We start from the raw sequence: 24,715 nt of genomic DNA, 5'->3' as shown, positions 1-24,715 counted from the left end.
ACAAAGTGCCTGACGCCATATATTGAGCGAATCCAGGCGTAGTGAAAGGGCTGGGATGATAGCAGGCTTTGCAGAGGACAAGTAGGCATGGCCGGTATTCTGGATACTGTTGATCAGCGAACGCAGCTTGTGGGTGAGAACCGACTTGAGCTGCTTATGTTTAAAATGCAGACAAGGCAACTTTTTGCGTTGAACGTATTCAAGGTGCAGGAAGTCATGCAGCTGCCGCGTTTAACAAAAATGCCGCAAAGTCACCCTGTTGTGTGCGGGGTTGCCAGTTTGCGTGGTCAGGCTGTCACTGTTATTGATTTGAGTGCTGCTATTGGCTTGCGGCCAATTGATACGACTAAACCATGTAACCTGATCGTCACCGAATACAATCGTACGGTGCAGGGGTTTCTGGTTGGCAGTGTAGATCGAATCATCAACCTCAGTTGGAATTTGATCATGCCTCCGCCTGCAACGGCAGGGCGAGGTCACTATCTTACAGCCGTCACCCGGCTTGAGGACAACCAGCTGGTTGAGATTATTGATGTTGAGAAAGTGCTGGCCGAGATTGTCAGCTACTCATCAGAAATCTCAGCGGAAGTACTGGATGTAGAAGTGGTCAAGATGGCCAGGGGGATGAAGGTCTTGGTAGTGGATGACTCCTCCACGGCCCGCGCACAGACTGAAGGGATACTCACTAGCTTGGGAATAGAGGTGATCGAAGCAACGGATGGTGCGCGTGCCATACAGATGCTTAAGAAGTGGGCAGATGATGGGCATCATGTGCCTGATGAGTTGTTGATGATTATCACTGATGCTGAAATGCCCGAGATGGACGGCTATCGCTTGACTCGGGAGATTCGGGAAGACCCTCGCTTAAGAGACTTGTATATTGTTCTTAATACTTCATTAAGTGGTAGTTTCAATAAGAGTATGGTTCAGAAAGTGGGATGTGATGAGTTCATCTCTAAGTTCCAGCCGGACTTGATGGCTAGCATCGTGCAAGAGCGCATCAGGACACTGATGAACAACAGCTGATAGTTTCAGCTTCGCGGCGAAATGAGTCTGAGAATACAAAAGGGAGCCTTGACTCCCTTTTGCGTTTTCGCAGCAGCATCTGCTTCAGAGTGGGCTCTTGGCGACAGTGGCGTCAGGCCCTAAATGGCGCTCTTGCGGTTTGATCAACTCTTCAGGGATGCCTAGTTTTTTCTGATAGATAACGGCATAAGTAAGCACGTTTTGTACGTACTTGCGAGTTTCGTTGAAGGGGATGGTTTCTACCCATACATCTGCGGGTAGGTGCCCACGCTCATTTAGCCAGCGCTTAACGCGCGATGGACCTGCGTTATAGGCAGCAGTGGCTAGTATGCGATTGCCAGAGAATGTGTTCTTAACTTCCAGCAGGTAGTGGGTGCCAAGCTGAATATTGATCTCAGGCTTGTAGAGGTCATCAGCGGCGAAGGTGCCAAGGTTGAAGTTCTTGGCTGTGTGCTGTGCCGTCGCTGGCATCAGTTGCATCAGTCCTCGCGCTCCTACAGGTGAGCGAGCATCATTGCGAAATGCACTCTCTTGGCGGGAGATCGCCATCACCCAGTCAGGATCCAGGTTGAGTGCCTTGGCTGAGGGGACGAAGACATTGCTGTAAGCCATGGGGAAGCGAATCTGGGTATCATCCCAGTATTTGGCTTTTGCCATCGTGAAGATGGAAACAAAGTGCCATTGCCATTGAGCGGCCAGACGTGCAGCCGCTACCTTTTCATCCTGTGTCATGTGATCAAGAGCATTGAACCACTCGCGTCTGGATTGCCAGTCCTGCCCTAAAATGTTCAGTTCAATTGCGCGCATCACGGCTGGCATTGACATAACATCACGCTGGCGTTGGCTGCTGATGGGTAGAGGCTGATGATTTAGCTGATAGGGTTGTTTGAGCGTCTGGGCTGCGAGATAGCCGTAGAAACTCCTTTCTTTGGCTAGTGCAGCCAGTGCCTGATTGGCAATGGTGGCATTTTGGCCAGTTTGCAGATCAGCACGAGCACGCCAGTAACGCCAGACCTCATCTTTTTGGATTTCGGTAGGTAGTGCGTTGACTAACTTCAGTACTTCCTGCCAGTTAGGTTGGGCTAGCCAATAACGCAGTACTTTCTCTGCATCATCGTCATCGTAAGGCCGCTGGTAACGCTGTCTGAATAGCTCGTATCGCTCAGGGGTTTGACTGGCAATGCGGCCGAGATAATAGTCGAAAGCGTCGTTCTTGTTTGCTTCATCTATATAGAGGAGCTTGGCTTTCTCGCCTGCCAGGCTGATGGCTACTTCTGGTTGTGAACGACCGTAACGCTTTAATGCATGGGCATAAATGATTGCCAGATCAGCACTGGGGCGCTTTTGTAGTGATCGGATGACCGGGAGAACAGTTTCCGGTTTTTGATAGTAGCCAAGCAGCTGTTTAGCCCTGGGTTGTTCACCTGCTGGGAGAAGCTTGTTTAGATAGGCAGCCAAACCATCATTATCTTTCTCCAGTGCGTGGGCGAAGCGAAGTTGGATCATCGCAGTCGTTTGCTTTCCTCGGCCTTTCCAGGCAGAAAATGCTTTATCACAGCTATCAGGTTGGCTGGTGCCTGTAAGCCAGAGTTGCTGGGTATATTCATCTGCCTGTTTGGTATCACCAACTGCATATAGGGCTGCCGCGCGAAAACACTTTAAGTTATCGTCAGCCCGCTCCTTGTCATAGGCCGCCAAATAGTTTTTCCATAGTCCTTTACCAGCAAGATAGCTCATCCAGCTGGAATAGAGGTTTCCTTGAAGAGGAAAGTCCGGATAGCGTTTCTGGAAGTTGGCAATTGCTTGTTGATTCAAGCCGGGTAGGGTGTACATCAGCTCGCGATAGGCGAGATACGGATACAGAGGATAGGTTTCCAGCTGATGAGTCAGTGAGCGTGCCTGTTCCACTTTGCCCTGGTCGAACAGCGACTGTGCCGTCTGGTATTTTTGTCTGAGTGTATTTAAATCAGCATTTTGAGAGGTGGCGAGAGCATTACTTACGCCTATACAGGTTAGCAAAGTGGTGAAGATGCTCGCGTGAAAGTGCTTGCGGGTTGGCATAAACATAATCTGGCATCCTTTAGGCCATGTCGTGATTGCCAGCATTGGCATGCAGCATTCCTAATATGACCCTGATCTCTGGTGCTTTCGCAGTTTCAAGGCTTTTTCGCGTCGACTACCTATGTCCTACTGGTCTCTGCGCATGCTTTATTAAACAGTTCTTCCCGTTTGTTTACTTTCAGCAGTGAGATGAGCTGGGACCGGCGCGTTGAGTGCTTTAGAATACCTGTCCGCAATTCTCATCGCAAAGGACATCTCCCTATGACTCTGCTCAGGCTCGACGCCGTCAATCTATCGTTCGGAACCGAGACGCTTCTGGACAACGTGACGTTGCACGTAGGTGAGGGAGAGCGTGTCTGTATTGTTGGGCGTAATGGTGCTGGTAAGTCTACCTTGTTGCGATTGATTCAAGGGAAGCAGCGCCAGGATAGTGGTGATATCTGGTTGCGACCAGGGGTCAGAGTAGGGGTCCTGGAACAGGAGTTGCCTGAAGGAGAGGAAGAGACAGTCGCTGAGATTGTGATGCGTGGAGCAGGGCAGACGCATCAGTTGTTGCAGGAATATCTGACATTGTCGGTTTCGGAAGATATTGATCTTAAGCGGTTGGAGATATTGCAGCATGAGTTGGAAGCTGTTGGTGCCTGGGGGCTGGAGCAGCGAGTAAAAACCATGCTGGAAAAGCTGGAGTTGCCTGCAGACAAAACCCTGTCAGAGCTGTCTGGTGGGTGGCGACGCAGGGTGATGCTCGCACGTGCCTTGGTTGCTGAACCAGAGATATTGCTACTTGATGAGCCAACTAACCATTTAGACCTGCTGGCTATTGACTGGCTGGAGTCATTACTGGGTGACTATAAAGGTGCATTGGTTTTTATTACTCACGATCGTGCTTTTTTGCAAAAGCTGGCTAATCGCATCTGGGAGCTGGATCGAGGTCATATATACGACTGGAGCGGTACCTACCGTGGGTTTCTAGAATATCGGGAGCAGCGTCTGGAGGAAGAGGCACGTCACAATGCCCTTTTTGACAAGAAACTGGCTCAGGAAGAGGTATGGATACGACAGGGTATTAAAGCTCGACGCACGCGTAATGAGGGTCGTGTACGTGCATTGCAAGCGCTTCGTCGTGAGCGTGCTGAGCGCAGGGAGCGTGTAGGTTCAGCGCGTATGGCTTTGGAAGAGGCGGGCGGTTCGGGCAAGCTGGTGTTCGAAGCTGAGTCTCTTGGATACTCCGTGGATGGTAAGTCCATCATTCAGAATCTCAATCTGAGAGTTATGCGCGGCGATCGGTTGGGCATTATTGGTGCTAACGGTGCGGGTAAGAGCACGCTGCTTAAATTGCTGCTCGGACAGCTAAGTGTCACCTCTGGAAGTCTCCAGCAAGGTACCAAATTGGAGGTCGCGTATTTTGACCAGTTACGCGACGCGCTCGACCTTAACCTCAGTCCGGTCGACAATTTGAGTGAAGGACGAGAGTTCATTCAGGTCCAAGGGCGTAGCAAGCATGTTATGGGGTATTTGAGCGATTTTCTGTTCACTCCTGAGCGAGCCCGAACTCCGATGCGAGCTCTTTCAGGGGGGGAGCGTAATCGTCTGTTACTTGCCAAACTCTTCAGTAAGCCTGCCAATTTGCTGGTAATGGACGAGCCTACCAATGACTTGGATATTGAAACATTAGAGTTGCTCGAAGAGATACTTACGGAGTACGAGGGAACCTTGCTGATCGTCAGCCATGATCGTGATTTCTTGGATCAGGTTGTTACTAGTACGCTGGTGTTGGATGGGTCTGGTGAAGTTAAGGAGTATGTCGGTGGTTTTGCTGACTGGTTGCGTCAGGGTGGAAGTCTGTCGCAGCTGAAGGGGCGTGATCAGGTGAAAGCTGAGACGGGAAATCCTAAAAAGAGCGCTGGCGAGAGTTTGAATGTCGTTGCCAAACAGGCTAAGCCGGTTCAACAAAAGCTGAGTTATAAATTGCAACGAGAGCTGGATGCTCTTCCAGAGAAAATTGAGCATCTGGAAGCTGAGCTCGAAAAGTTGCAGGAAATCATTGCGCAGCCAGAATTTTATCAAGGTCCGCAGGAACGGGTAGCGGGCACGCTTGCTTCTCTGACTGCGAAAGGGGAAGAGCTTGAGTCAGTCATGGAGCGCTGGGTGGAGCTGGAAGCTATGCAGGCCGGAGAAGGCTAAGCGTATCAGTAATGCGCTTAGCCTCTATAAGCTGGCTGCTTATATTGATCAGGACTTGGTTTTTTCATCACCAACGCGAACAGCTAGTACGTCGCACTTGGCTCCATGTAGCACACTGTTGGCAGTGGAGCCGAGTAACAAAGCTAACCCATGGCGACCGTGACTACCTACCACAATAAGGTCACATCCCAGAGTCTCGGCCTGACGATGAATCTCGGACTCGGTGTGGCCTGTTGCTACAACCAGGTTGCTAGGTGCCACGCTCATGTTGGCGGCAAAACTCTCCAGTCGTTTATGTGCGTGCTCTTCCAGTTGAGTCTGGATGTTGCTCAGATCCATGGGGACGTCGCCACCATAAGCAAAGCTGAGAGGCTCAATAACATGAATTATCGAAAGTTTGGCTCCGCTATTGCTGGCGATGGTGGCCGCCTTGGCTGCAACGAGATTGGCTTCTTCGGTCAGATCCACTGCCAGTAGAATGTGCTCATAGCTGCGAATGTAGTCGCTCATGATAGTAGGCTCCTAGTATTAATATCGTGGGAAGTTCTGCTCTTTGGCCAAACATAATACAGCTTCCCCTCTTATACCTTGTCTCAGGTCAGGCTCAAAGCGATGTCCGGCAAGCATGTCTCATTACTTAATATATAAGGCGAGAATGATCAGATGGCGACAATAGTAATTTTTGTGGTCGTTATGCTTTTAGTTGGCTCAGTATTTTGGATTATGCCCTCTGGGCGGCAGCGGCAGCAGATGCGGATACGTGAACGAGCACTTGCTGCAGGTGTGAGAGTCAAGATGTATCCACTTGAACTGCCTCGTGCGCCTGGTGAGTTACCTCAGCCAAAGCGTTTGATCCTGATGTACAGCGTTGCCCGAGAGCAAAAATCGGTTCAGCCTGAGTGGCAGTTACATCGTGCTGCGGGTCTTGAACCATTTGACCTCGCGCCTGGGTGGGTATGGAAAAAGCTACCCTCTCAGGACGCAGTTTTGGATTTGCATTCGATAGCGAACATAGTGAATGTGCTGCCAAAAAGCGTGGATGGAGTGATTAGTACTCCCTTGGAGTGTGCGCTGTACTGGAATGAAAAAAATGAACAAGAGCTCGACGCTATCGCTCAGTCACTGGACTCCTTGAAAAGACTTACTTCATAGCCCTTTTCGTCGGTTTGCTGTGCTCTTGCCTGTATTGAGCAGGATAAAAATAAACGCTGTTGATGAGTGTAAGATGTTGTATATCGAAACACTTGCTTAAGGATGCTGGACATATTATTCTTTTGCACAATTCTGATACCTTTTGCAGTGCAAAAGGAGAAGGCAGTAGATATGAAAGCTCAATTGTCGCGTTTGGTTAGGAAATAAGTCCAAACTCGATGTTGTGTGTGTCGTTTCGACAACATGTCTGTTTGGGGGTTATGTGTGTTTGGTAAGTAAATTTTTTACCAAATGCTGCCTCAGAATGATGTATTTTGTTGTAAACGGTTTGATTTGGAAGGCGTTATCCACTATCTTGTGCGAGGGCGTGTGTAACGCGACTACTAAATTAACAAAGCACGTTAATACTGAAGGGGAAATTGAATGAAGAAGTCAATTATCGCTCTGGCTGTAGCTGGCGCTCTGGCTGCACCCGCGGTCTCTATGGCTGATGCCACTCTGTACGGTCGTCTGCACTTCCAGATGAACTTTGACAAAAACAAAGACGTTGATATCCGTAATGCTGGTCATCGTCTTGGTGTCAAGGGTGAGTCTGAAATGGATAGCGGTTTGACCGCTTTCTATCAACTTGAAACTGAATATCAGAACGATCGTAGTGGTCAAACTTCTGATTCTAGTACTGTTGACGCTGCTCTGAAAGTTCGTCAGGCAAATGCTGGCGTTAAAGGTGAATTCGGTAAAGTCACTGTCGGTCGTTTTACTAATCCTCTGACTGACACCTACGTTGCTGACGTTGTTGAGCGTAACTCTGGTGTTTATGAGCAGTCTCCGTTCCGTGTTGGTAATGCAATCTCCTATACCACCCCTGATTTGAGTGGCTTCAACGGCTACGCTGCTATTATTGCTGATGGCTTGGGTGATGATGATACCAACAAAGATGCTGATGCTTACGTAGTTGGTGTTAACTACAAAGCTAACGGTTTGTACGCTGGTTTGGGATACATGGCATCTAACTACAAAGATGGTGCTGACTCATCCTCTACCGATGGTACTAACACTTTGGATATCAACAAGTCGCAAGATCTTTCCTTGGGCTTGTCTTACACCATCAACAACTTCTATGTAGGTTATAACTACGAGCAGAAGAAGTATGATGCAACTGTGACTACCCCTACTGCTGTTAGCGATGGTGATATCAAGGTAAAAGTGCATGATTTCATGGCTACTTATGCTATGGATAAGACCACTTTTGCATTGGGTTATGCTCAAGCCAAAGTTAGCGATACTGATTTCAAAGCCAATCGTACTTTGGTGGGTGTGTATCAGAATCTGGGTGGTGGTGCGGACGTATATGTTGAATACGCTGCTTACAACGGTGATGCAGAAGACGGTGCAACTACCACAACAGGTTTTGAAGCTGTGGGTAGCAATGCTGACAACGTAACCCTAGGTTACCGCGTGAAGTTCTAATAGCTTTATAAGCTAATCAAAAGCCCCGCTTATTGCGGGGCTTTTTGTTATCTGATCTAATGGTACCACTGTATTTATGTTTGTTTTAAAGGACTGGCCTCTGTGAATTACTTGTCTACGTTGGCGTTTGCTACAGCCTTGACTGTTAGTTCTGTGTCTGTTTGGGCAGAGGGGGTATCTAGTGCTGAGCCTGTAAATGCTCATGCACAGTCGCTTTCAAATAAAGATCCATTGGAAGGGCTTAACCGGGCTATTTTTAAATTCAATGATGGTCTTGATACCTATATCTTAAAGCCTGTTGCAAAGGGCTATCATGCAGTCACTCCTGATATCGTTGAATCTGGAGTAGGTAACTTCTTCAGTAACCTCGGTGAAATTAGCAATATTGCAAATAATTTATTGCAATTCAAAATTGATGCCGCGCTGCAAAGCTTTTCACGTTTGGTCTTTAATAGTACCTTCGGGCTGGCAGGCTTGATTGATGTGGCAACTCCTATGGGAATACCGGAGCACGAAGAAGACTTCGGGCAAACACTGGGGTACTGGGGGTTGGGTTCCGGGCCCTATTTGATGTTACCTGTATTTGGGCCAAGTACCCTGCGTGATACGGCAGGCCTTGCGTTTGACTACAATCTCAATCCTATAAACCAAATTGACGATGACAAGACAAGAATTGGGCTTGGCGTATTGAAGGTAGTTAACAAAAGAGCCAGCTTGCTTGACTCTGAGCGACTGATTGAGGGTGATAAATACTTGTTTATTCGTAATGCCTATCTACAGCGCCGTGACTATCTGATTCATGATGGTAATGTGACTGATCAGTTTGATGTCGATTTTTAACAACAGCTCCATTGTCTGGTAGCTGGACCAATGGCCAAGATAGACACCGATGTTTTGCTGATTGCTGGGCACTACCAGGCTACAGAGCAAATTGATGCGTTTCTAAAAAAGCAAGGCTACACAATTGCTTGGGTTGAGACGGCATCTGAGGTGCAAACGGCGTGTGAGAAAAACTCATTTAAGGTCGTGCTCTGTAGTTTGAATCTTCGGCAGGGCTATGGCTTGGATGTGCTCAGATATCTCATTGAGTTTTATCCAACCCTTCCCGTCGTCATGATGGCGCAGTCTGCTATTTTGCAGGATGTTTTGAATGCATTGCGCTCTGGGGCATGTGACTTCTTCATTCAGCCTCAGTATGACTTGCCTTCATTATTCAGATCCATACAAAAGAATATAAGGAAATATCGCGCATTGCTGGATAATGATGCGTACAGAAAAGCTCTTGAGGAGAATAATCTCCAGCTTCAGTTGAGTCTGAAAGAATTGGAGAACGATCAGAAGGCAGGTCGGCATGTCCAGCAGCGTCTGTTTCCAGTGTCTGGTCAAGAGCTTAACGGTTGCCATTTTTCCCACCAGTTAATCCCTTCCTTGTATCTGAGTGGGGACTTTATTGATTACATAGCGCTCACTCCTGAAGTAACATTCTTTTATCTGGCCGACATTTCAGGGCATGGGGCATCCTCGGCCTTTGTGACTGTATTGCTTAAGAATTTATCCGGAAGGTTTGTGAAAAGCTACCGTCGTAAAGCTGACTCTGATATTCTCTCGCCAGTTGTTATGTTGCAACGCATCAATCAAGAGCTTCTGGAGACGCCCCTGGGTAAGCACCTCACCATAGTTTTAGGGGTTATAGATCAGAGGCAGGGCACGCTTTGTTACTCTGTCGGTGGTCACTATCCATTGCCTATTTTTACTGACGAGAGTGGCGCGCGTTTTTTGTCTGGTGGGGGGATGCCGGTTGGTCTTTTTCCAGAGCCTCATTTTGAAGAGCATGTATTACCTTTACAAGATATAGGGAAGTGGTCTTTAACAGTTTTTAGCGATGGTATTCTTGAAGTGATGGAAGGTCGTCTGCAAGATAAAGAGCAGCGTTTGCTTGAGTTAGTGCAGTCTTGTGATCATGTACCAGAGCGAATTGTTAATGAATTGGATCTGACGGCGTTGGAACTGCCCGATGATATTGCATTACTGAGCGTTAGAAAGATCTAGATATGCATTCTGGAAAAATACTAGTTGCGAAGCAGAGCGGCGCATACATCCTTAAGTTTCAGGGAGATGTGCGTTTAACATTATGTGCCTCGCTGGATCATTTTCTTGAGTCGATGTTCAGTGATCCGGATTTTAAAACCGTATTAATCGATTTAACGGAAACAGAAGGAATCGATAGTACATCGCTTGGTCTACTAGCAAAAATTTCGGTAAAAATGCAGCAGCAGTTTCATTTGCTGCCTACTATTCTCTCTGTAAATGAAGACATTACGCGAATTCTTTTAAGCATGGGGTTTGATAAGGTCTTTATTCTTATTCGAGAATACAGCTCAGGTAATGCCTCATTGCTAAAAGAGGTGCCTGAGATACTTGGGTCTGAAGAGGATGTTAAAAACACGGTGTTAAATGCTCATAAAACACTGATGGATTTGAATGAACAAAATAGGGCAACATTTAGCGAGTTGGTAAGCTCCTTGGAAAATTGCCAATAGGACATGTTGCGTCCCTGCTCAAAGCGAACACCCTAGATATTCAGGTGTTCTATCGCCAATTCCAAGGTTTTAATGCTGGCAGTTGGCAAGTGTGCATTTTCACTTAGATACTGTCTAAACTTCCTTCCTCCTGGTTTGCCGTGAAACAGGCCGAGTATATGCCTTGAAATATGCCCAAGCTTTGCTCCTTTATCCAGCTGTGAGGATATGTATGGGAAAAAGGCTGTCAATGCCTGAGTTGCTGTTTGGCTCGCAGGTGCTTCAAGAAATATCTCTTCATCTATATTAAGAAGCATTGATGGATTGTAATAGGCTTCTCTGCCAATCATTACTCCATCAACATGATTTAGATGATTTTTGCTTTCCTGTATTGTTTTTATCCCGCCATTTATGATTATTTCTAGTTGAGGGAAGTCTTTTTTTAGTTGGTAAACGGTTGTGTAATCAAGAGTGGGGATTTCTCGATTCTCTTTTGGGCTGAGGCCTTTCAGGATTGCTTTTCGTGCATGAACTATAAATGTACTACATCCACTTTTGGCAACATGCTCTACAAAGTGATGTAATAGCTCATAGCTGTCTCGGTCATCAATACCTATTCTGTGCTTTACTGTCACAGGGACAGATACCGCGGATTGCATCTCTGCCAAGCATTCTGCCACCAATTCAGGATGGTCCATCAAGCATGCGCCGATCATATTGTTTTGCACTCGGTCGCTAGGACAGCCCACGTTTAGATTTATTTCATCGTAGCCATAGTCTTCACAGATAATCGCACATTCGCGTAAGGCTTTGGGGTTGCTGCCGCCGAGTTGTACTGCAATGGGGTGTTCCTCATTGGCAAATGACAGAAATCGATGCTTGTCACCATGCAGTATGGCACCAGTAGTGATCATCTCGGTGTACAGCAGAGTGTGTTTTGTCAGATGGCGCGCGAAATTGCGATAGTGGCTATCTGTAAGGTCCATCATTGGAGCTACACTAAAGCGACGATCCAGTATGGGCAGGGAGGTATTTTGAAAAGTTTGTTCGGTCATTAGTTCTGTGGCGCGATATTCGAAGTGAGGAGTATATCTACAATGTAGTTTACCGAAACTACAGCGTAGATGGTATCAAGTAGCGGAAGGGCTACGCCACCTGATAGGGAGGCGCAGCTATATAGAGGACTAGTTAGCTGTTTTAGATACCAAGTAGTCTTTGGATAGGTGGATCAGGTCTCCCATTATGCGCCCTGATTCTGTAAGCATTGGGTCATCTTTTTCGGTCGTCTCATTAAGCTTTTCTAATGCTTCATAATTAGGGAGAGCCGGCTCGCCTTTACGTTGACGTCTGATGTTTTCCTGATCCAGTTCCCAGGCTTCTGTTTTTGCTCTTTCCTCACGTAGAGCACTTGCAAACAGTGGAACGGTCGGCTGTTTTTTCGCTTCCTTCTGCTTTTTCATTAAGTTGACCATGTAGTCAAAGTCTGGATCATTGGCGGTTCTAGCCAAATGACGTTGTCTGAGTTCGTCAACGATAAAACCATAGTCTCCATAACTGGGGTAGCGTAGTGGACGCACTTTGTCCCAGGGGAGAGCATGATCAAGAGCGCTTTCGCCAATTTCTTCGTTGTCGATAATAGTCGGGAAACTGATATCGGGTACTACGCCTTTGTGCTGTGTGCTTTCGCCAGAGATTCTGTAGAACTTTGCTTGTGTCAGTTTCAGTTGGCCAGAGGGTAGAGGGAGAAGAGTTTGCACCGTCCCTTTGCCAAATGTCTGGCTTCCAACGATTAATGCTCGGCCATAGTCCTGCATGGCACCTGCAAATATTTCGGAAGCTGATGCACTCAAGCGATTGACCAGCACAATCATCGGGCCATCGTAGACTACCTTCGGATCTGAGTCGCCAAGGATATTGACTCGGCCCTGAGCATCCCGGATCTGAACAGTAGGACCCTGGCGAATGAATAAGCCGATCAGTTCGTTGGCTTCTCTAAGAGATCCTCCACCATTGTTTCGCAGATCCAAAACAAGTCCATCTATACTTTCCTGCTTGAGCTCATTCAGCAGCTTTTCTACATCGCGACTGGTGCTCTTGTAGTTTGGGTCACCTGCTTGTGCTGCCTGGAAGTCAAGATAGAAGGCTGGCAATGTAATCACGCCAACTTTCAGTGGGTGCTTTTTCCCTTCTTGGGGAATCTCCAGAACCTTTTTCTGAGCTGCCTGGTCTTCTAGTTTGACTTTGCTGCGAACGAGCCGGATCTCTTTGGTTTTTTTGTCAGTGCTTCCAGCCGGCATAATCTGCAGTCGAACTACGGTGTCTTTAGCGCCGCGAATCAAGTCGACCACTTCATCAAGACGCCAACCTACAACATCAGTCATTTCACCATCATCACCTTGAGCAACGCCCACTACCAGATCTGACGGTTTCAGCTGGCCAGACTTTTCTGCTGGGCCGCCTGGGACTAATCGAACGATTTTGGTCTGCTCATCCTCTGACTGAAGTACTGCACCTATCCCTTCAAGGGACAGGCTCATGTTGATGTTGAAGTTTTCTGATGTCTGAGGAGAGAAGTATTGGGTATGAGGGTCATGCAGTTCAGCAAAAGCATTCATGAAGATTTGGAAAGCATCTTCATTTTTTGTCTGCCGAAGGCGGGTAATTTGATTGGTAAAACGGCGCTCCAAAGTTTTAGCGGCTTCATCAGTACTTTTGTCTGCCAGCAGTAAGCTGAGCACGCTGCTCTTAAGCTGCTTGCGCCACAGATCGTTCAGCTCATTCTGATCTTTCGGCCATGGAGCATTCTTTCGATCAGTCTCCATGTATTCCTGCTTGGACAGTTCGTAGACGTCAGGTCCTTTGGCAAGAAGATCCAGCTGATAATTGAGGCGATCAATTCTTCGCTCTTGCGAAAGGTTGAAGACGTTGAAAGCATCCTCCAACTTGCCATCGAGTAGCTGATTATCAAGGTCATCCTTGAAAGAGGCCATCTTATCAATATCAGTTTGCAGAAATAGAGAGTGGCTGGGATCGAGTGCATTCTGATATCTGGCCAGCAACGCCTCAGACAATTTATCGTCCACTGGCAACATCTGATAATGATTGTTGGTAAGCGTATTAACGATAGTTTTGGTCAGGCTGGCATGCTGAGGATCAGGATGTAATGCATCCTTGGCTGCGTCATAGTTGAGTTCTGGATGAGATATGCTGGCATTGACGCCTGCGCTGGAGAGGGCAATGGCAAAGCCGACTAATAATGCAGACAGGCGAAGCATGAAGCGTTTCCTTTGCCTAAGAGTGTATGAGGTGAGACTACCAGAATAATGGATGGTTCCACAGCGTAAGATATTGGTATTGCGAACCAACAGTGATAGTAACATAGAATTATGAAGCTGGACGTCTGGAGCCGGGTGTCCTTGTTACAACTTATTCAAGGTAGTGTATGCAATCAGTAACTGTATTTAATGAGGGGCTTCTGGCATTTCTGCAGACATCTCCGACCCCCTATCATGCTGTAAAGAATATGCAGCAGCAGTTAAAGGAGAAGGGTTTTTCTCTATTAAATGAAGGTGAAGCCTGGGATTTGTATCCTGGCAGTTCTTATATGGTTACAAGGAATGGTTCTTCTATTATTGCCTGGACTATGCCTGAGCAGGCTCAGGCTCTGGAGGACGGTATACGCTTGGTTGGAGCGCATACTGACAGCCCGTGCCTAAAAGTTAAACCTCAGCCTGAGCTTAGTCGCTACGACTATATACAACTGGGTGTGGAGGTGTACGGCGGCGTGTTACTCAATCCTTGGTTTGATCGTGATCTTTCTCTTGCGGGGAAGGTAACGTATCGCACCGTGGATGGACGTTTGACGTCACATCTGATCAATATGCAACGCGCCGTTGCGGTCATTCCCAGTCTGGCGATCCACCTTGATCGTGAAGTTAATCAGAGCAAATCCGTTAACGCACAACGTGATTTGCCACCGATTCTCTGGCAGCGCAGTGATGATCCAGAAAAATTCGATGTACGAAGCTGGCTTAAGGCTTATCTGGAGCAGGAGGAGGGTGTTACCAGCATTGATCAGGTACTCGACTTTGACCTGTGTTTCTACGATACCCAGAAGGCTGCTCTGATTGGTATGAACGAAGATTTCATTGCAAGTGCAAGACTGGATAACCTGTTGAGCTGCTATGTTGCTATGCAGTCTTTGATAGAGGCTCCACTACCCGGCAGTATGATGATCTGCACCGATCATGAAGAGGTCGGTAGCGCGTCCACGTGTGGAGCCGAAGGCCCCTTTCTGAATGATGTACTGGCAAGGATGTTTCCAGGATCTGAAACGCGAACTCGTGTTATCAGCCAATCTTTGTTGATCTCCGCAGATAATGCCCATGGTATTCATCCTAACTATCCGGACAAGCATGATGCCAACCACGGGCCTGTTCTTAATAAAGGACCTGTTATCAAGATTAATAACAACCAGCGTTATGCGACAACCAGTGACAGTAGCGCTGTACTCCGGCAGTTAGCTATTTATGAAGAGGTACCAGTACAGGCATTTGTTGTGCGTAGTGACATGGCCTGTGGTTCAACTATAGGGCCCATCACCGCCACCCGTACTGGTATTCCGACTGTAGATGTAGGGGTGCCCACGTTTGCCATGCACTCTATTCGCGAGTTGGCTGGTGCAAAAGATGCCTGGTATTTGTACAAAATTCTGAGCCGCTTTTATGTGCAGCGCCCTTACGTGGTCTGATTTGTTATCAAACATGCAGCTGTATAGCTAATTTACACATAATAAAGGCCGGAAATTATCCGGCCTTTAGTTTTATCGCGAGATATTTAGTAAGGCTCGCAGAGTTAACATCACTCTTATTCAAGCAACGCACGCAGCATCCAGGCTGTTTTTTCATGCAATGCCATACGACCTACTAGCAAGTCTGCACTGGCTTCATCGGCTGCTTCCTGAGCAACAGGCAAAATTTGGCGACAAGTGCGAACCACGGTTTCGTGTCCCAATACCAGCAGTTTGGTCATTTCTTTGGCGTCAGTGACATTGTCGCGCTCTTCGAGCTTGGTGAGCTTGCTGAACTCTTTGTATGTGCCTGGGGCGCGCATGCCCAGTGCTCTGATCCGCTCGGCAATTTCATCTACTGCGGTCGCCATTTCTGTGTACTGTTCTTCAAACATCAGGTGCAGAGTACGAAACTGAGGGCCTGTCACGTTCCAGTGAAAGTTATGTGTCTGCAGATAAAGGGTGTAGGTATCTGCCAGTAGGCTGGCCAGTCCACCAGCAATGGCTTCACGGTCGTTATCACTGATTCCAATGTTAATTTTTTCCATCTTGTCCATATTTTCCTCCAGGGAGTGATGGTTGCTTGCCTTTAGTCTCACGTGTTGCGACGAAAAGCGGAAGTTGGCTGTTACTAAGGTTCTAATAGCAAAAAATAATAGCCCTGTATGCTTTGGGTGCATTGCTGCTACGCAACATATGGCCTAGTTTCTACAAACGTCTCAGATATTTCAGCTGCGAGTAGCTTGCCAGGGTGTGACGCTATGATCCTAACATCACAAGAAACACATGACCGCATTGCCCATATCGTTCTGCAGGGGTTTGACCGGTATCGTTCTAAGTTCCGCAAAATCACTTCCGGTGCCCGCGCCAGGTTTGAGAACGCGGATTGGTACGCAGCTCAGAAAGCGGCTGCAGACCGAATTAATCTTTATGATCTGGCAGTCAGTGATGTGGTCGACCTCATTCAATGTAGTGTCAGTTCATCAATACTCAAGCCTGATAACTGGCCTATGGTCAAGCAGTGTTACATTCAGCAAATAACGGGACGTACTGATTACGAGTTAGCAGAGACATTCTTCAACTCCATTTACTGTCGCCTTTTTAAGCATCTGGTCATGGAGCATGAGGGGATGTTTATCCATACTTCCTTGCCTGGTGTGAAGTCTAAGACTGGTATTCCCATTACCAATATCTATGCTTTAGGAGGTGAGGGGCTGGTAGGGTTATTAGATGAGATATTGGATGATCATATCTTTACCCTTCCCTGGGAGAATAAGCGCAGAGATATTCGCAACATAATTAAACACCTTGAACTCACTTTACCTCGTGCCGTATGGCGCAGTAATCAAGTCAAGGTTGAGGTATTGAACTCCGTCTTTTATCGCAACAAGGCATCCTATCTGGTTGGTCGAATAGAGTCCGAAGGAATGATCATTCCCTTTGTGCTGGCGATCATGAATAACGAAAAAGGGCGGGTATATATCGATACGCTGCTTATGGATCGTGATGATGTCAGTATTTTGTTCAGCTTTACGCGATCATATTTTCTGGTTGATGTTCCGGTGCCTGCAGAATACGTCCGTTTTTTACAGGCGCTAATGCCGTCCAAGAGCGAAGCGGAGCTGTACTCCTCCATTGGCTTTTTCAAACATGGGAAAACCGAGTTTTACCGCGAGTTCTTGCGTCACCTTGACACCTCTGCTGATGAGTTTGTCAGTGCTCCTGGTATCAAGGGAATGGTGATGGCGGTATTTACGCTACCTTCGTATCCCGTGGTCTTCAAGATAATCAAGGACTACTTTGCGCCACCTAAAGAGGTTAGCAGAGTTACTGTGATGGAGAAGTACGAGCTGGTTAAACGTCATGATCGTGTTGGGCGCATGGCAGATACACAAGAGTTTTCTAACTTCGTTTTTCCTCGTCATCGCTTTGCGGACAGCCTGTTGCAGGAGTTGCAGGAAGTCGCTGCATCAAACCTGATTATCGATGAATATACGGTAACTATTCGTCATTTATATACTGAACGAAGAATGACGCCTCTGAATCTCTATTTGCAAAGCTGCACTGAGAAACAGTGTCTGGATGTTTTAGATGAGTACGGTAATGCACTCAAACAGCTTGCAGCGGCAAATATTTTCGCTGGTGATATGTTACTCAAAAATTTTGGCGTGACACGGCATGGGCGAGTCGTGTTCTATGACTACGATGAAATCAGCTATCTCACCGAGGTCAATTTCCGGGCTATTCCCGAAGCCGCTTATCCAGAGCAGGAAATGTCAGGAGAGCCCTGGTACTCGGTTGGGCCAAATGACGTCTTTCCGGAAGAGTTCCCCCGTTTCCTGTTTGCGGATGTGCGTATCAGGAAGTTGTTTAACGACATGCATGGCAACCTTTTTACTCCAGAGTATTGGCAGGGGTTGCAAGCCGCTATACGGGAGGGAAGGGTAATGAGTGTCTATCCTTATCGTCGTAAAAAGCGTTTTCCACGCAACGAGCTGGCTGCCTCAGAGCAGTTGGAGTAAGGGCAGTTGTTGTATGCAGGTCAGCCGCATTAGCTGACCTGCATTGATTCATCAATGCCCGGTCGGCCAGTGCTCTTCGCCTGCCTCGGTGTCGGTTTGATTGACGTCGGCGCGAGGATCAAGCTCAGCAGTGACGGGTGAGTTCGGCGGTACGGTAATGAAGTTCTGATGTTCTGCGAGCGGGACCGGCGCACGCACTCTCTTGCGCCAGAGCAGAAAGCCTGCAAGCACGCCACTGACGATACAAAAGTAGATGAACAAGCCTTTCGGCCCAAATACGCTCATTGCGACCGGCGCAAGTAATGGCCCAATCACTGCGCCGATACTATAGGACAGTAACAAGCCCTGGTTGGCACTGATGACCTGATCAGGTGCCAGTTCATCACAGGCGTGGCTCAGGCTCATCGGATAGAGTGAAAATGCCAGACCGCCAAACAGGAAGATCAGACCCGCTTGAGTGTAATAGCTGCCTTTCTCCGTACCAAACACCAGAGTCAGACTGGCAATCGTCAGGCAACAGCACAGAATCGTCAGGACCACTCGCCGGTCCATCTTGTCCGAGAGTCGTCCGACGGGGTACTGCAATGTCATCCCACCAAGAATAAGAACTGCCATCAAGTTAGCCACCTGATTCAGTGAGTGGCCGGTATCAGTGAAAAACAGGGGCATAAGACCGTAGATGCTGCCCAGCACCATACCGGACGTAAAACTGCCAAACGCGCCTGAAGGCGTCAGTTTGACCAGTTTGAAGAAGCTTATGCCCTGCGTGATTTCCAGTGTCGGTGAGGCAACCCGGGTAAGAGACAGTGGTACCACCGACAAGGAAGCCGCCATGGCCGTCATGGCAAATGGGACCAGAATCATCGGGTCAATATATTTCAATAACAGTTGGGCGACGGCCAGGGCTCCATAAAGCAGGATCATATAGAACGCCAGAATTTGACCGCGAGTCTGGGGGCTGCTGGATACCAGCATCCAGGACTCGATCACGACAAACAGGCCACTGGTCGCAATACCACCGATAAAGCGCAAGCCGGTCCAGATGGTGGGGTCAATAAATAGCCCGTGGAGAATGGCTAGCGTTGCCAGAATCGAAGCATAAGCGGCATAGGCGCGAATGTGGCCTACGCGGACAATAATGCGAGCGTTGAAGAACGAGCCGGTAAATAGTCCGGCAAAGTACGCTGCAGAGACCATGCCGATAGCCTGGGGATCTACATGCTCTGCAGACAAACGAAGGGTCAATAGAGTCGTTAGGAGACCATGACCGAGAGTGAATATGACTAGGCTGAAAAGCGGCGGGATTACGCCCGTCAACGACGCGAGTGCCATGACATGCTTCTTGTGAATAGAAGAGGGAAAGGGTCACGCTTTATTGCGTGATAGGACATTACAAGGCGGCACTATAGAGTAAATTTTGAGCATTTCAAGCGTCCTGCAGGGCAACCTTGCAGATAAATAATGATGGCGAATATTAGACTTTCTACTGGGTGTTTTGAGTACGGCTGATGCTTGTGCGGTAGCGTCATAAGCCCATGCATACTGCGCATTGCATAGGCTGAAAAGTGAGCGCTGGAAGGGAAAATTAGGCTGTTATAAGCAGTTTGTTGGTTTGGGCAGGCCCGCGAGCTTTGCTGCTAACTTGGCTGGGCTTTCAGAGAACAGCGTCATCAGATACATACTGTTGCCTTTCTCTTTACCCAGTTTTAGTGCAACAGCTTTGACAAAGGGGCGAGTGGCAGGGGATATGCCATATTCTGTGTAAAACTCTCTCAATAAAAAGAGAACCTCCCAGTGTGCTTCAGTCAACTTAATGCCTGCGGAATGCGCCAACGTATTGGCGGCCTCAGTGGACCAGTCGTCGAGATTGATTAAATAGCCTTCAGGGTCAGTAGCAAGCGTTGTCATAGTGAGGTTAGTGGGGTTACCAGCTAATCGATTGAGCATGCTGTTCGGTCAATGTGACAAAGCCAGCATCGTCAATAATCTGAATGTGTGGTGCCAGATAGGCGTTAATGGCACGTGCTTCAATATCGCGAGAGAGTGCAAATACAGCAAGGCTTTGTGGCCAGTACGCATAGCTGGCCAGTGCCGAGAGGACACCATCGGCCATAAGCAATACTGCGTCCTGCTGCGGGTCTATCAGGGCGCGACATTGCTCAAGACTGGCATCTGGAGTCGCTTTATTGATGATATGTAGCATAACTGTCTACTTGAGGTCATTTTGGTGTTGATGCTGGGGGCATTATAGATCACTCCCGTTGAGCCAGCAGTATCTGTAGGCGTGCATCCATTATCTGGCAGAACTGTTTTACTGGCTGATAGCGTTTTCCTGTCTTCACCTTTCTACAGCTGAGGTGATGGCTAAAGAGGAGTGTCATGTTTTTAAAGGGCTGGCCTAGAAGCAAAACACCTGCTGTGCTGTAGCCAGTTGTTGACGTATTTGCTTGCTGTCGACAGCAGTACACTTGATGGCAAGTGCATCTTCAGCGATACCTCTGGTCTGGAGGCTGGTTCGGTCAACATAGACATTTTCTATGTCGTACATGTCCAGTGCCTGCAGCATCTTTGAGGTATCTTTGGCAGCCAGCTGCACAGCCTTCTGCTCCGGAAGTAGCTGCAGTACACCATCACCCATAAAATACAGGCTGACTTCTTGGCCGAAGGCTGCAGCAGCCAGCGCGGCCTCAAGGCCTTCGCGTGCATGCTGCTTCGAATAGGGGGGGTGGCGCAATAGGAAGGCAAGGTGCATAGGGACTACTCGTTGCTAATATCGTAATGCTGTTGAGGTGCTGGCATCAGCCCTGGAAAGTAACCAAGCGGTCAACATCCAGTGCAGCATCTACCAACGTACCCAAACCCGCTAACGTAAAGCCCGTTGCCAGCATTTCTACGGGGGGTCTGCCATGTCGCAGAGCTTCTGCTGCTGACAATATTCCTCTTCGTTGTGCAGCGGCAATACAGAGCACCAGCTCTGTATTGCCTGCTAACGCCAAAGCCTGCCAGTCGCCAAGGAGATTGCTTTCATCCTGAGCGCTGATTTGCAGTCCGTTACCTAACTGTACACCGGCACCATAGAAAAATACGCGAAGCAGATGATGTCCCCGCTCAAGCAGAGCCTGGCTGAAATACAGTGCAGAACGCGCCGCCTGGGAGTCCAGGGGCGCGCCATTTACCAGTAGAGCATACTTCATTATCAGTCGTCGCTGCTGAACGCACCAACCAGTTGCAGCAGAGCTGTAAACAGGTTGAGGATGTTCAGAAACTGGCTGACAGTCATCAGCACATAGTTGGTTTCACCGCTGTGAATCATGTTGCTGGTGTCATACAGAATGAAACCGGAGAACACGATAACCGCTGCCGCTGCAATGGCCAGCTGCAAGCCAGGCATGTGCAGGAACATATTTGCGATGCCTGCGCCAACGACCGCCAGAATACCCACCAGCAGGAATCCGCGCATAAAGCTGAAGTCCTTGCGAGTGGTGAGTGCATAGGCAGACAGGCCAGCAAAGATGATTCCAGTCAGGCCCAGCGCGGTCATGATGATTTCACCGCCGTTGGCCATCGCTAGGTACATGTTGAGCACTGGGCCAAGCGTGAAGCCCGCAAAGCCAGTGAAGGCAAAGGTCAGTGGCAATGCGATGACGGAGTTGCGCTGCCACTGAATGGCAAACAACAAGCCAATCATGATGACCAGATTAAGCAAGGGGTGCAGGCCAACCTGCATTGAAGTGGAAATTGCTGCGCAAACGGCACTGAACACCAGTGTCATTGACAGCAGGGTGTAGGTGTTACGAATCGCCTTGTTGGCAACCGGCGTTGACAACACTTGCGAGTGGGGAACGGATCTAATAGGCATAGACTCTCCTTGGATCGCTCGAATCTGTGTGGCGACGAATTGGCGAAGCCAACCGCGCACTAGGGTAAAACTGAGTTATGGCAGCTAGTTTTTAACTGTGCGCCGTAGTTGATGCAAGTAGATTGAGGCGTTGACAGGGAATTTCAAAGCCCTCACCATCCGCCGCCTGCCATTCTCAGGGGGATTTCATGGCTACTCAGCTACCCATTCTTTATCGCGATGAGGCCATGGTTGCTGTCTATAAGCCAGCTGACATGCTGGTGCATCGATCTTTTCGTTCACCGGGCGAGACAGAGTTTGTGCTGCAAACAGTGCGTAACCAATTGTGTCAGCATGTGTTTCCGGTGCATCGGCTGGACCGGCCAACGGCTGGCGTTATGGTGTTTGCATTCAATTCTGAGGTAGCACGTCTGCTTACTGAGCAATTCACCGCAGGGGAGGTCAGCAAGCATTATCTGGCTGTAACACGGGGGCATGTTGGTGAAGCTGGCTATATTGATCATCCACTGACGGTGGAAGATGACGACTATGACGACCCCCGAACCAGCAAGAATAAGGAGCCGCAAGAAGCCAAAACCAGTTATTCGCCGCTGGCTCAGGTGACATTGCCTATTCCTGTTGGTCGATACCCGGAAGCGCGTTACAGCCTTGTGCATCTGCAGCCTCATACAGGCCGACAACACCAGTTGCGCCGCCACATGAAGCACATATTTCACCCTATTGTTGGCGATACGACTCATGGTGAGGGGCGCCATAACAGGCTGTTCAGAGATCATTTCAACTGGCACAGGCTGGCGTTACTTGCCATCGGCATGCGTCTGTCACACCCGTTGACAGGCATACCGTTGAGTCTAACAACACTGCCAGATGAAGACGCAATGACGCTTTTTTCAAAATTGGGCTGGAATTTTCCCGCGTTAATGCCGATTAATTAACTATCGGTGCAGTTGCAGGTGACTTTGCTGTGATGCTACCGGTAAGGTAACCAGACGGTTATCCGCTTTTATTCGTTGAGAGATGAGTGAGTAGACGTGTTAGTAGGAGTGAGTGCGAGATAGAAGAAAATCATCAAGGTCTGTAATTCTGCATTTCCTCTAGGGGTTCCCTACAGGAAGGTTGTTGCAACAGACCTCCAGCGGAGGAAATGTTATGCAATACCGTCAGGCGAAATACGCGATTGGGCAGATTGTACAGCACAGATACCTCGGCTACCGAGGCGTCATCGTGGATGTTGATTATGCCTATGCACTGGATCAGGCCGTGCTGAATGAGGTCAATGCCAATTTGAGTAATGAGGGCAAACCTCCTTTGGAAGCTGATCAGCCTTTCTATGTGATTCTATCCGGCGATACTCAGGACCACTTGTACATATCGGAGGTCAATCTCAGGGATTACGATGATTTCCTTGATGTTGATCATGAGGAAATTCCACAGTACTTCCAGAGCGTTGAACAAGGACATTACGTACCCAAGTTCTCTGTGCACTGACCATTTTGTGGAGGAGTTGATCAAGCGGTGTGATGAGTTTGGATATCTGTGCGAGGCATACAAGCGATAAATCATCTGTGTTGATCATGTTGAATTAAGGCCTGTAAGTCGGGTTGATAAAGCTCCAGCCCCAGGTTCTGACAGGTTAGATTGCACAAAAGCCCGGTTGTCCGGGCTTTTGTATTTACAGTGCTACGACATATTTGCAGCCAGGGCGGTATGTCTCAGCTGTGCAGTTTCAAGAAATCTTCGCTCAGATAGAGCTCGTCGTTGCTGTTAACCAGAATGCCACGCTTGACCACGTTACGAGCGATTTCCTGCGCTTCGGTCAGCGAGTGCATTTCATAGGTGCCACACTGATATTCGTTCAGCTCGGGAATATCCTGCATGGTTTGAACCTGAGTAACGTCTTCCATGGCGGCTTTCCAGGCATCCGCTACCTGCTGCTCACTGGGCGTGCCGATCAGGCTCATATAGAAACCTGTTCTGCAGCCCATTGGTGAAATGTCGATAATTTCAACATGCTCACCATTCAGGTGATCACGCATAAAGCCGGCGAACAAATGCTCCAGCGTATGGATACCTTTTTCCGACAGGATTTCTTTGTTGGGCAGGCAGAAACGCAGATCGAAAACCGTGATGTTGTCACCCTTGGGGGTCTTCATCGACTTGGCTACGCGTACCGCGGGAGCGTTCATGCGGGTGTGGTCGACGCGGAAGCTGTCTAAAAGAGGCATATGCAATCCATCCAGGCTGAGTAAAGTTGATCGGCGCAGTATATACCAGCAGCCTTGCATGATGCATTGGGCTGGTCGGCACCATTTGCTAAGATGCGGGTTTTCTCCAACATCATTCTTTCAGGATAGTGATATGACTGCCGAGTTGAGCGGAATCAAGAGCCAGGTGCGCCCGAAGGTCGCGGTGATCGGGGCGATGGAAGAGGAGGTGGAGCTGCTACGTAGCCTGCTCGAACAGCGCGATACCCAGACCTATGCCGGTTACGAGTTCTCCACCGGGGTATTGAATGGCGTGGACGTGGTGCTGCTCAAGTCTGGGATTGGCAAAGTAAACGCGGCCATGTCTACCACGCTGGTACTGGAGCGTCACCGCCCTGATTATGTCATCAATACTGGTTCTGCCGGGGGCTTTGACAGCAGTCTGAATGTGGGTGATGTGGTCGTCTCATCGGCGGTCTATCACCATGATGTGGACGTCACCATCTTCGGTTATGCACCTGGTCAGGTACCAGGCTTGCCTGCTCAGTTCATGCCTGATGATAAGCTGGTGGCACTGGCCAAAACGGCAATCGCCAGTGTGAACGCTGCCGAGCAGCAAATCGTCGAAGGTGAAATTGCGACTGGTGATAGTTTTATGAATGATCCAGAGCGCGTGGCTAGAACCCGAGCAACCTTTCCGCACATGAAGGCGGTGGAGATGGAAGCCGCTGCTATTGCTCAGGTATGCCATCAGTTTAGTACCCCTTTCCTGATCATCCGCTCTCTGTCGGATATTGCAGGCAAGGAGTCCAATATCAGCTTTGAGCAGTATCTGCCCAAAGCGGCCAGGCATTCTGCACAGATGGTCACTGCGCTGTTGGCTTCGTTGTCGGCTGACAACAGCTAAGAGCGCATTGTCCTTAATTTTT

At 48.6% G+C, this 24,715-nt stretch carries 24 protein-coding genes; 12 read left to right on the top strand and 12 right to left on the bottom strand.

The window, feature by feature from the left end; genetic code table 11:
• The first annotated feature begins 87 nt into the window (after positions 1-87).
• Entirely contained in the window at positions 88-1,026 is a 939-nt protein-coding gene (locus QCD60_RS28825) for a chemotaxis protein CheV (protein ID WP_104153892.1), read from the top strand.
• Between the two features lie 84 nt (positions 1,027-1,110).
• Here the strand turns inward: QCD60_RS28825 and QCD60_RS28820 are convergent, their stop codons facing one another.
• Positions 1,111-3,093 (bottom strand): transglycosylase SLT domain-containing protein, encoded by a 1,983-nt coding sequence (locus QCD60_RS28820; RefSeq protein ID WP_279790761.1) that lies wholly within the window; start codon positions 3,091-3,093, stop codon positions 1,111-1,113.
• 255 nt (positions 3,094-3,348) lie between these two features.
• Here QCD60_RS28820 and QCD60_RS28815 point away from each other — a divergent pair, with 255 nt between their 5' ends.
• The gene (locus QCD60_RS28815) at positions 3,349-5,271 is read left to right on the top strand and encodes an ATP-binding cassette domain-containing protein (protein WP_279790758.1); all 1,923 of its coding nucleotides are present in this window, start codon (positions 3,349-3,351) and stop codon (positions 5,269-5,271) included.
• A gap of 48 nt (positions 5,272-5,319) precedes the next feature.
• Here QCD60_RS28815 and QCD60_RS28810 read toward each other — a convergent pair whose 3' ends face one another.
• The gene (locus QCD60_RS28810) at positions 5,320-5,781 is read right to left on the bottom strand and encodes a universal stress protein (RefSeq protein ID WP_104153889.1); all 462 of its coding nucleotides are present in this window, start codon (positions 5,779-5,781) and stop codon (positions 5,320-5,322) included.
• Positions 5,782-5,934: 153 nt separating this feature from the next.
• Between QCD60_RS28810 and QCD60_RS28805 the strand changes: the two genes are divergently transcribed.
• The 5 genes from QCD60_RS28805 (at position 5,935) to QCD60_RS28785 (ending at position 10,433) form a co-directional block, all read left to right on the top strand.
• Entirely contained in the window at positions 5,935-6,423 is a 489-nt protein-coding gene (locus QCD60_RS28805; RefSeq protein ID WP_279790754.1) for a hypothetical protein, read from the top strand.
• Positions 6,424-6,846: 423 nt separating this feature from the next.
• Entirely contained in the window at positions 6,847-7,893 is a 1,047-nt protein-coding gene (locus tag QCD60_RS28800; RefSeq protein ID WP_279790751.1) for a porin, read from the top strand.
• 102 nt (positions 7,894-7,995) lie between these two features.
• Complete coding sequence (locus QCD60_RS28795; RefSeq protein ID WP_279790749.1) at positions 7,996-8,733, top strand: VacJ family lipoprotein; 738 nt, start codon at positions 7,996-7,998, stop codon at positions 8,731-8,733.
• A 30-nt stretch (positions 8,734-8,763) separates the two neighbouring features.
• The gene (locus QCD60_RS28790) at positions 8,764-9,942 is read left to right on the top strand and encodes a SpoIIE family protein phosphatase (RefSeq protein WP_279790746.1); all 1,179 of its coding nucleotides are present in this window, start codon (positions 8,764-8,766) and stop codon (positions 9,940-9,942) included.
• A 2-nt stretch (positions 9,943-9,944) separates the two neighbouring features.
• Positions 9,945-10,433, top strand: coding sequence for an STAS domain-containing protein (locus QCD60_RS28785; protein WP_279790744.1), 489 nt, complete (start codon positions 9,945-9,947; stop codon positions 10,431-10,433).
• A gap of 32 nt (positions 10,434-10,465) precedes the next feature.
• Here QCD60_RS28785 and dusA read toward each other — a convergent pair whose 3' ends face one another.
• Entirely contained in the window at positions 10,466-11,467 is a 1,002-nt protein-coding gene (gene dusA, locus QCD60_RS28780) for a tRNA dihydrouridine(20/20a) synthase DusA (RefSeq protein WP_279790742.1), read from the bottom strand.
• Positions 11,468-11,596: 129 nt separating this feature from the next.
• The gene (locus QCD60_RS28775; protein ID WP_279790739.1) at positions 11,597-13,687 is read right to left on the bottom strand and encodes a carboxy terminal-processing peptidase; all 2,091 of its coding nucleotides are present in this window, start codon (positions 13,685-13,687) and stop codon (positions 11,597-11,599) included.
• Positions 13,688-13,854: 167 nt separating this feature from the next.
• Here QCD60_RS28775 and QCD60_RS28770 point away from each other — a divergent pair, with 167 nt between their 5' ends.
• Positions 13,855-15,162, top strand: a complete 1,308-nt coding sequence (locus QCD60_RS28770; protein ID WP_279790737.1) for a M18 family aminopeptidase — start codon at positions 13,855-13,857, stop codon at positions 15,160-15,162.
• A 116-nt stretch (positions 15,163-15,278) separates the two neighbouring features.
• Here the strand turns inward: QCD60_RS28770 and QCD60_RS28765 are convergent, their stop codons facing one another.
• Positions 15,279-15,758, bottom strand: coding sequence for a DNA starvation/stationary phase protection protein (locus tag QCD60_RS28765; RefSeq protein WP_279305935.1), 480 nt, complete (start codon positions 15,756-15,758; stop codon positions 15,279-15,281).
• 204 nt (positions 15,759-15,962) lie between these two features.
• Here QCD60_RS28765 and aceK point away from each other — a divergent pair, with 204 nt between their 5' ends.
• The gene (aceK, locus tag QCD60_RS28760) at positions 15,963-17,723 is read left to right on the top strand and encodes a bifunctional isocitrate dehydrogenase kinase/phosphatase (protein WP_279790735.1); all 1,761 of its coding nucleotides are present in this window, start codon (positions 15,963-15,965) and stop codon (positions 17,721-17,723) included.
• Between the two features lie 51 nt (positions 17,724-17,774).
• Here the strand turns inward: aceK and QCD60_RS28755 are convergent, their stop codons facing one another.
• From QCD60_RS28755 to QCD60_RS28730, 6 genes are all read right to left on the bottom strand, one after another.
• Positions 17,775-19,055 carry an MFS transporter gene (locus tag QCD60_RS28755; RefSeq protein ID WP_279790733.1) on the bottom strand — a complete coding sequence of 427 codons (1,281 nt, stop codon included), beginning with the start codon at positions 19,053-19,055 and terminating at the stop codon, positions 17,775-17,777.
• A gap of 261 nt (positions 19,056-19,316) precedes the next feature.
• On the bottom strand, positions 19,317-19,670 hold the full coding sequence (locus tag QCD60_RS28750; RefSeq protein WP_279790731.1) for a TusE/DsrC/DsvC family sulfur relay protein: 354 nt from the start codon (positions 19,668-19,670) through the stop codon (positions 19,317-19,319).
• Positions 19,648-19,926, bottom strand: a complete 279-nt coding sequence (gene tusB / locus QCD60_RS28745; protein ID WP_279790728.1) for a sulfurtransferase complex subunit TusB — start codon at positions 19,924-19,926, stop codon at positions 19,648-19,650. Before tusB ends, QCD60_RS28750 begins: the two co-directional genes overlap by 23 nt.
• Positions 19,927-20,121: 195 nt before the next feature.
• Complete coding sequence (tusC, locus tag QCD60_RS28740; protein WP_279790726.1) at positions 20,122-20,475, bottom strand: sulfurtransferase complex subunit TusC; 354 nt, start codon at positions 20,473-20,475, stop codon at positions 20,122-20,124.
• 46 nt (positions 20,476-20,521) lie between these two features.
• Positions 20,522-20,917: a sulfurtransferase complex subunit TusD gene (tusD, locus tag QCD60_RS28735; RefSeq protein ID WP_279790724.1), complete on the bottom strand. Its 396-nt coding sequence runs from the start codon at positions 20,915-20,917 to the stop codon at positions 20,522-20,524.
• Positions 20,918-20,919: 2 nt separating this feature from the next.
• Positions 20,920-21,582, bottom strand: coding sequence for a Bax inhibitor-1/YccA family protein (locus QCD60_RS28730; protein ID WP_279790722.1), 663 nt, complete (start codon positions 21,580-21,582; stop codon positions 20,920-20,922).
• 227 nt (positions 21,583-21,809) lie between these two features.
• Between QCD60_RS28730 and QCD60_RS28725 the strand changes: the two genes are divergently transcribed.
• Together QCD60_RS28725 and hspQ are read left to right on the top strand one after the other, a co-directional pair.
• Positions 21,810-22,517, top strand: a complete 708-nt coding sequence (locus QCD60_RS28725) for a pseudouridine synthase (protein WP_279790720.1) — start codon at positions 21,810-21,812, stop codon at positions 22,515-22,517.
• 214 nt (positions 22,518-22,731) lie between these two features.
• Complete coding sequence (gene hspQ, locus QCD60_RS28720; RefSeq protein WP_104153873.1) at positions 22,732-23,070, top strand: heat shock protein HspQ; 339 nt, start codon at positions 22,732-22,734, stop codon at positions 23,068-23,070.
• 224 nt (positions 23,071-23,294) lie between these two features.
• On the opposite strand, the gene luxS is transcribed toward hspQ, so the two are convergent.
• The gene (gene luxS / locus QCD60_RS28715) at positions 23,295-23,807 is read right to left on the bottom strand and encodes an S-ribosylhomocysteine lyase (RefSeq protein WP_279790718.1); all 513 of its coding nucleotides are present in this window, start codon (positions 23,805-23,807) and stop codon (positions 23,295-23,297) included.
• Between the two features lie 133 nt (positions 23,808-23,940).
• Here luxS and mtnN point away from each other — a divergent pair, with 133 nt between their 5' ends.
• The gene (gene mtnN / locus QCD60_RS28710) at positions 23,941-24,693 is read left to right on the top strand and encodes a 5'-methylthioadenosine/S-adenosylhomocysteine nucleosidase (protein WP_104153871.1); all 753 of its coding nucleotides are present in this window, start codon (positions 23,941-23,943) and stop codon (positions 24,691-24,693) included.
• Positions 24,694-24,715: the final 22 nt, after the last annotated feature.

This window comes from Pokkaliibacter sp. MBI-7, from assembly GCF_029846635.1.
In the GTDB taxonomy this organism is placed as follows: Bacteria; Pseudomonadota; Gammaproteobacteria; order Pseudomonadales; family Balneatricaceae; genus Pokkaliibacter.
The sequence above is the reverse complement of the archived record's forward strand: the minus strand, read 5'-3'. Positions and strand labels throughout refer to the sequence as shown.

Excerpts from the sequence above, each read along its gene's own strand:
- QCD60_RS28825 (WP_104153892.1), top strand. The coding sequence starts at position 88 with ATGGCCGGTATTCTGGATACTGTTGATCAGCGAACGCAGCTTGTGGGT.
- QCD60_RS28820 (WP_279790761.1), bottom strand. The coding sequence starts at position 3,093 with ATGTTTATGCCAACCCGCAAGCACTTTCACGCGAGCATCTTCACCACT.
- QCD60_RS28815 (WP_279790758.1), top strand. The coding sequence starts at position 3,349 with ATGACTCTGCTCAGGCTCGACGCCGTCAATCTATCGTTCGGAACCGAG.
- QCD60_RS28810 (WP_104153889.1), bottom strand. The coding sequence starts at position 5,781 with ATGAGCGACTACATTCGCAGCTATGAGCACATTCTACTGGCAGTGGAT.
- QCD60_RS28805 (WP_279790754.1), top strand. The coding sequence starts at position 5,935 with ATGGCGACAATAGTAATTTTTGTGGTCGTTATGCTTTTAGTTGGCTCA.
- QCD60_RS28800 (WP_279790751.1), top strand. The coding sequence starts at position 6,847 with ATGAAGAAGTCAATTATCGCTCTGGCTGTAGCTGGCGCTCTGGCTGCA.
- QCD60_RS28790 (WP_279790746.1), top strand. The coding sequence starts at position 8,764 with ATGGCCAAGATAGACACCGATGTTTTGCTGATTGCTGGGCACTACCAG.
- QCD60_RS28785 (WP_279790744.1), top strand. The coding sequence starts at position 9,945 with ATGCATTCTGGAAAAATACTAGTTGCGAAGCAGAGCGGCGCATACATC.
- dusA (WP_279790742.1), bottom strand. The coding sequence starts at position 11,467 with ATGACCGAACAAACTTTTCAAAATACCTCCCTGCCCATACTGGATCGT.
- QCD60_RS28775 (WP_279790739.1), bottom strand. The coding sequence starts at position 13,687 with ATGCTTCGCCTGTCTGCATTATTAGTCGGCTTTGCCATTGCCCTCTCC.
- QCD60_RS28770 (WP_279790737.1), top strand. The coding sequence starts at position 13,855 with ATGCAATCAGTAACTGTATTTAATGAGGGGCTTCTGGCATTTCTGCAG.
- QCD60_RS28765 (WP_279305935.1), bottom strand. The coding sequence starts at position 15,758 with ATGGACAAGATGGAAAAAATTAACATTGGAATCAGTGATAACGACCGT.
- aceK (WP_279790735.1), top strand. The coding sequence starts at position 15,963 with ATGATCCTAACATCACAAGAAACACATGACCGCATTGCCCATATCGTT.
- QCD60_RS28755 (WP_279790733.1), bottom strand. The coding sequence starts at position 19,055 with ATGGCACTCGCGTCGTTGACGGGCGTAATCCCGCCGCTTTTCAGCCTA.
- QCD60_RS28750 (WP_279790731.1), bottom strand. The coding sequence starts at position 19,670 with ATGCTCAATCGATTAGCTGGTAACCCCACTAACCTCACTATGACAACG.
- tusB (WP_279790728.1), bottom strand. The coding sequence starts at position 19,926 with ATGCTACATATCATCAATAAAGCGACTCCAGATGCCAGTCTTGAGCAA.
- tusC (WP_279790726.1), bottom strand. The coding sequence starts at position 20,475 with ATGCACCTTGCCTTCCTATTGCGCCACCCCCCCTATTCGAAGCAGCAT.
- tusD (WP_279790724.1), bottom strand. The coding sequence starts at position 20,917 with ATGAAGTATGCTCTACTGGTAAATGGCGCGCCCCTGGACTCCCAGGCG.
- QCD60_RS28730 (WP_279790722.1), bottom strand. The coding sequence starts at position 21,582 with ATGCCTATTAGATCCGTTCCCCACTCGCAAGTGTTGTCAACGCCGGTT.
- QCD60_RS28725 (WP_279790720.1), top strand. The coding sequence starts at position 21,810 with ATGGTTGCTGTCTATAAGCCAGCTGACATGCTGGTGCATCGATCTTTT.
- hspQ (WP_104153873.1), top strand. The coding sequence starts at position 22,732 with ATGCAATACCGTCAGGCGAAATACGCGATTGGGCAGATTGTACAGCAC.
- luxS (WP_279790718.1), bottom strand. The coding sequence starts at position 23,807 with ATGCCTCTTTTAGACAGCTTCCGCGTCGACCACACCCGCATGAACGCT.
- mtnN (WP_104153871.1), top strand. The coding sequence starts at position 23,941 with ATGACTGCCGAGTTGAGCGGAATCAAGAGCCAGGTGCGCCCGAAGGTC.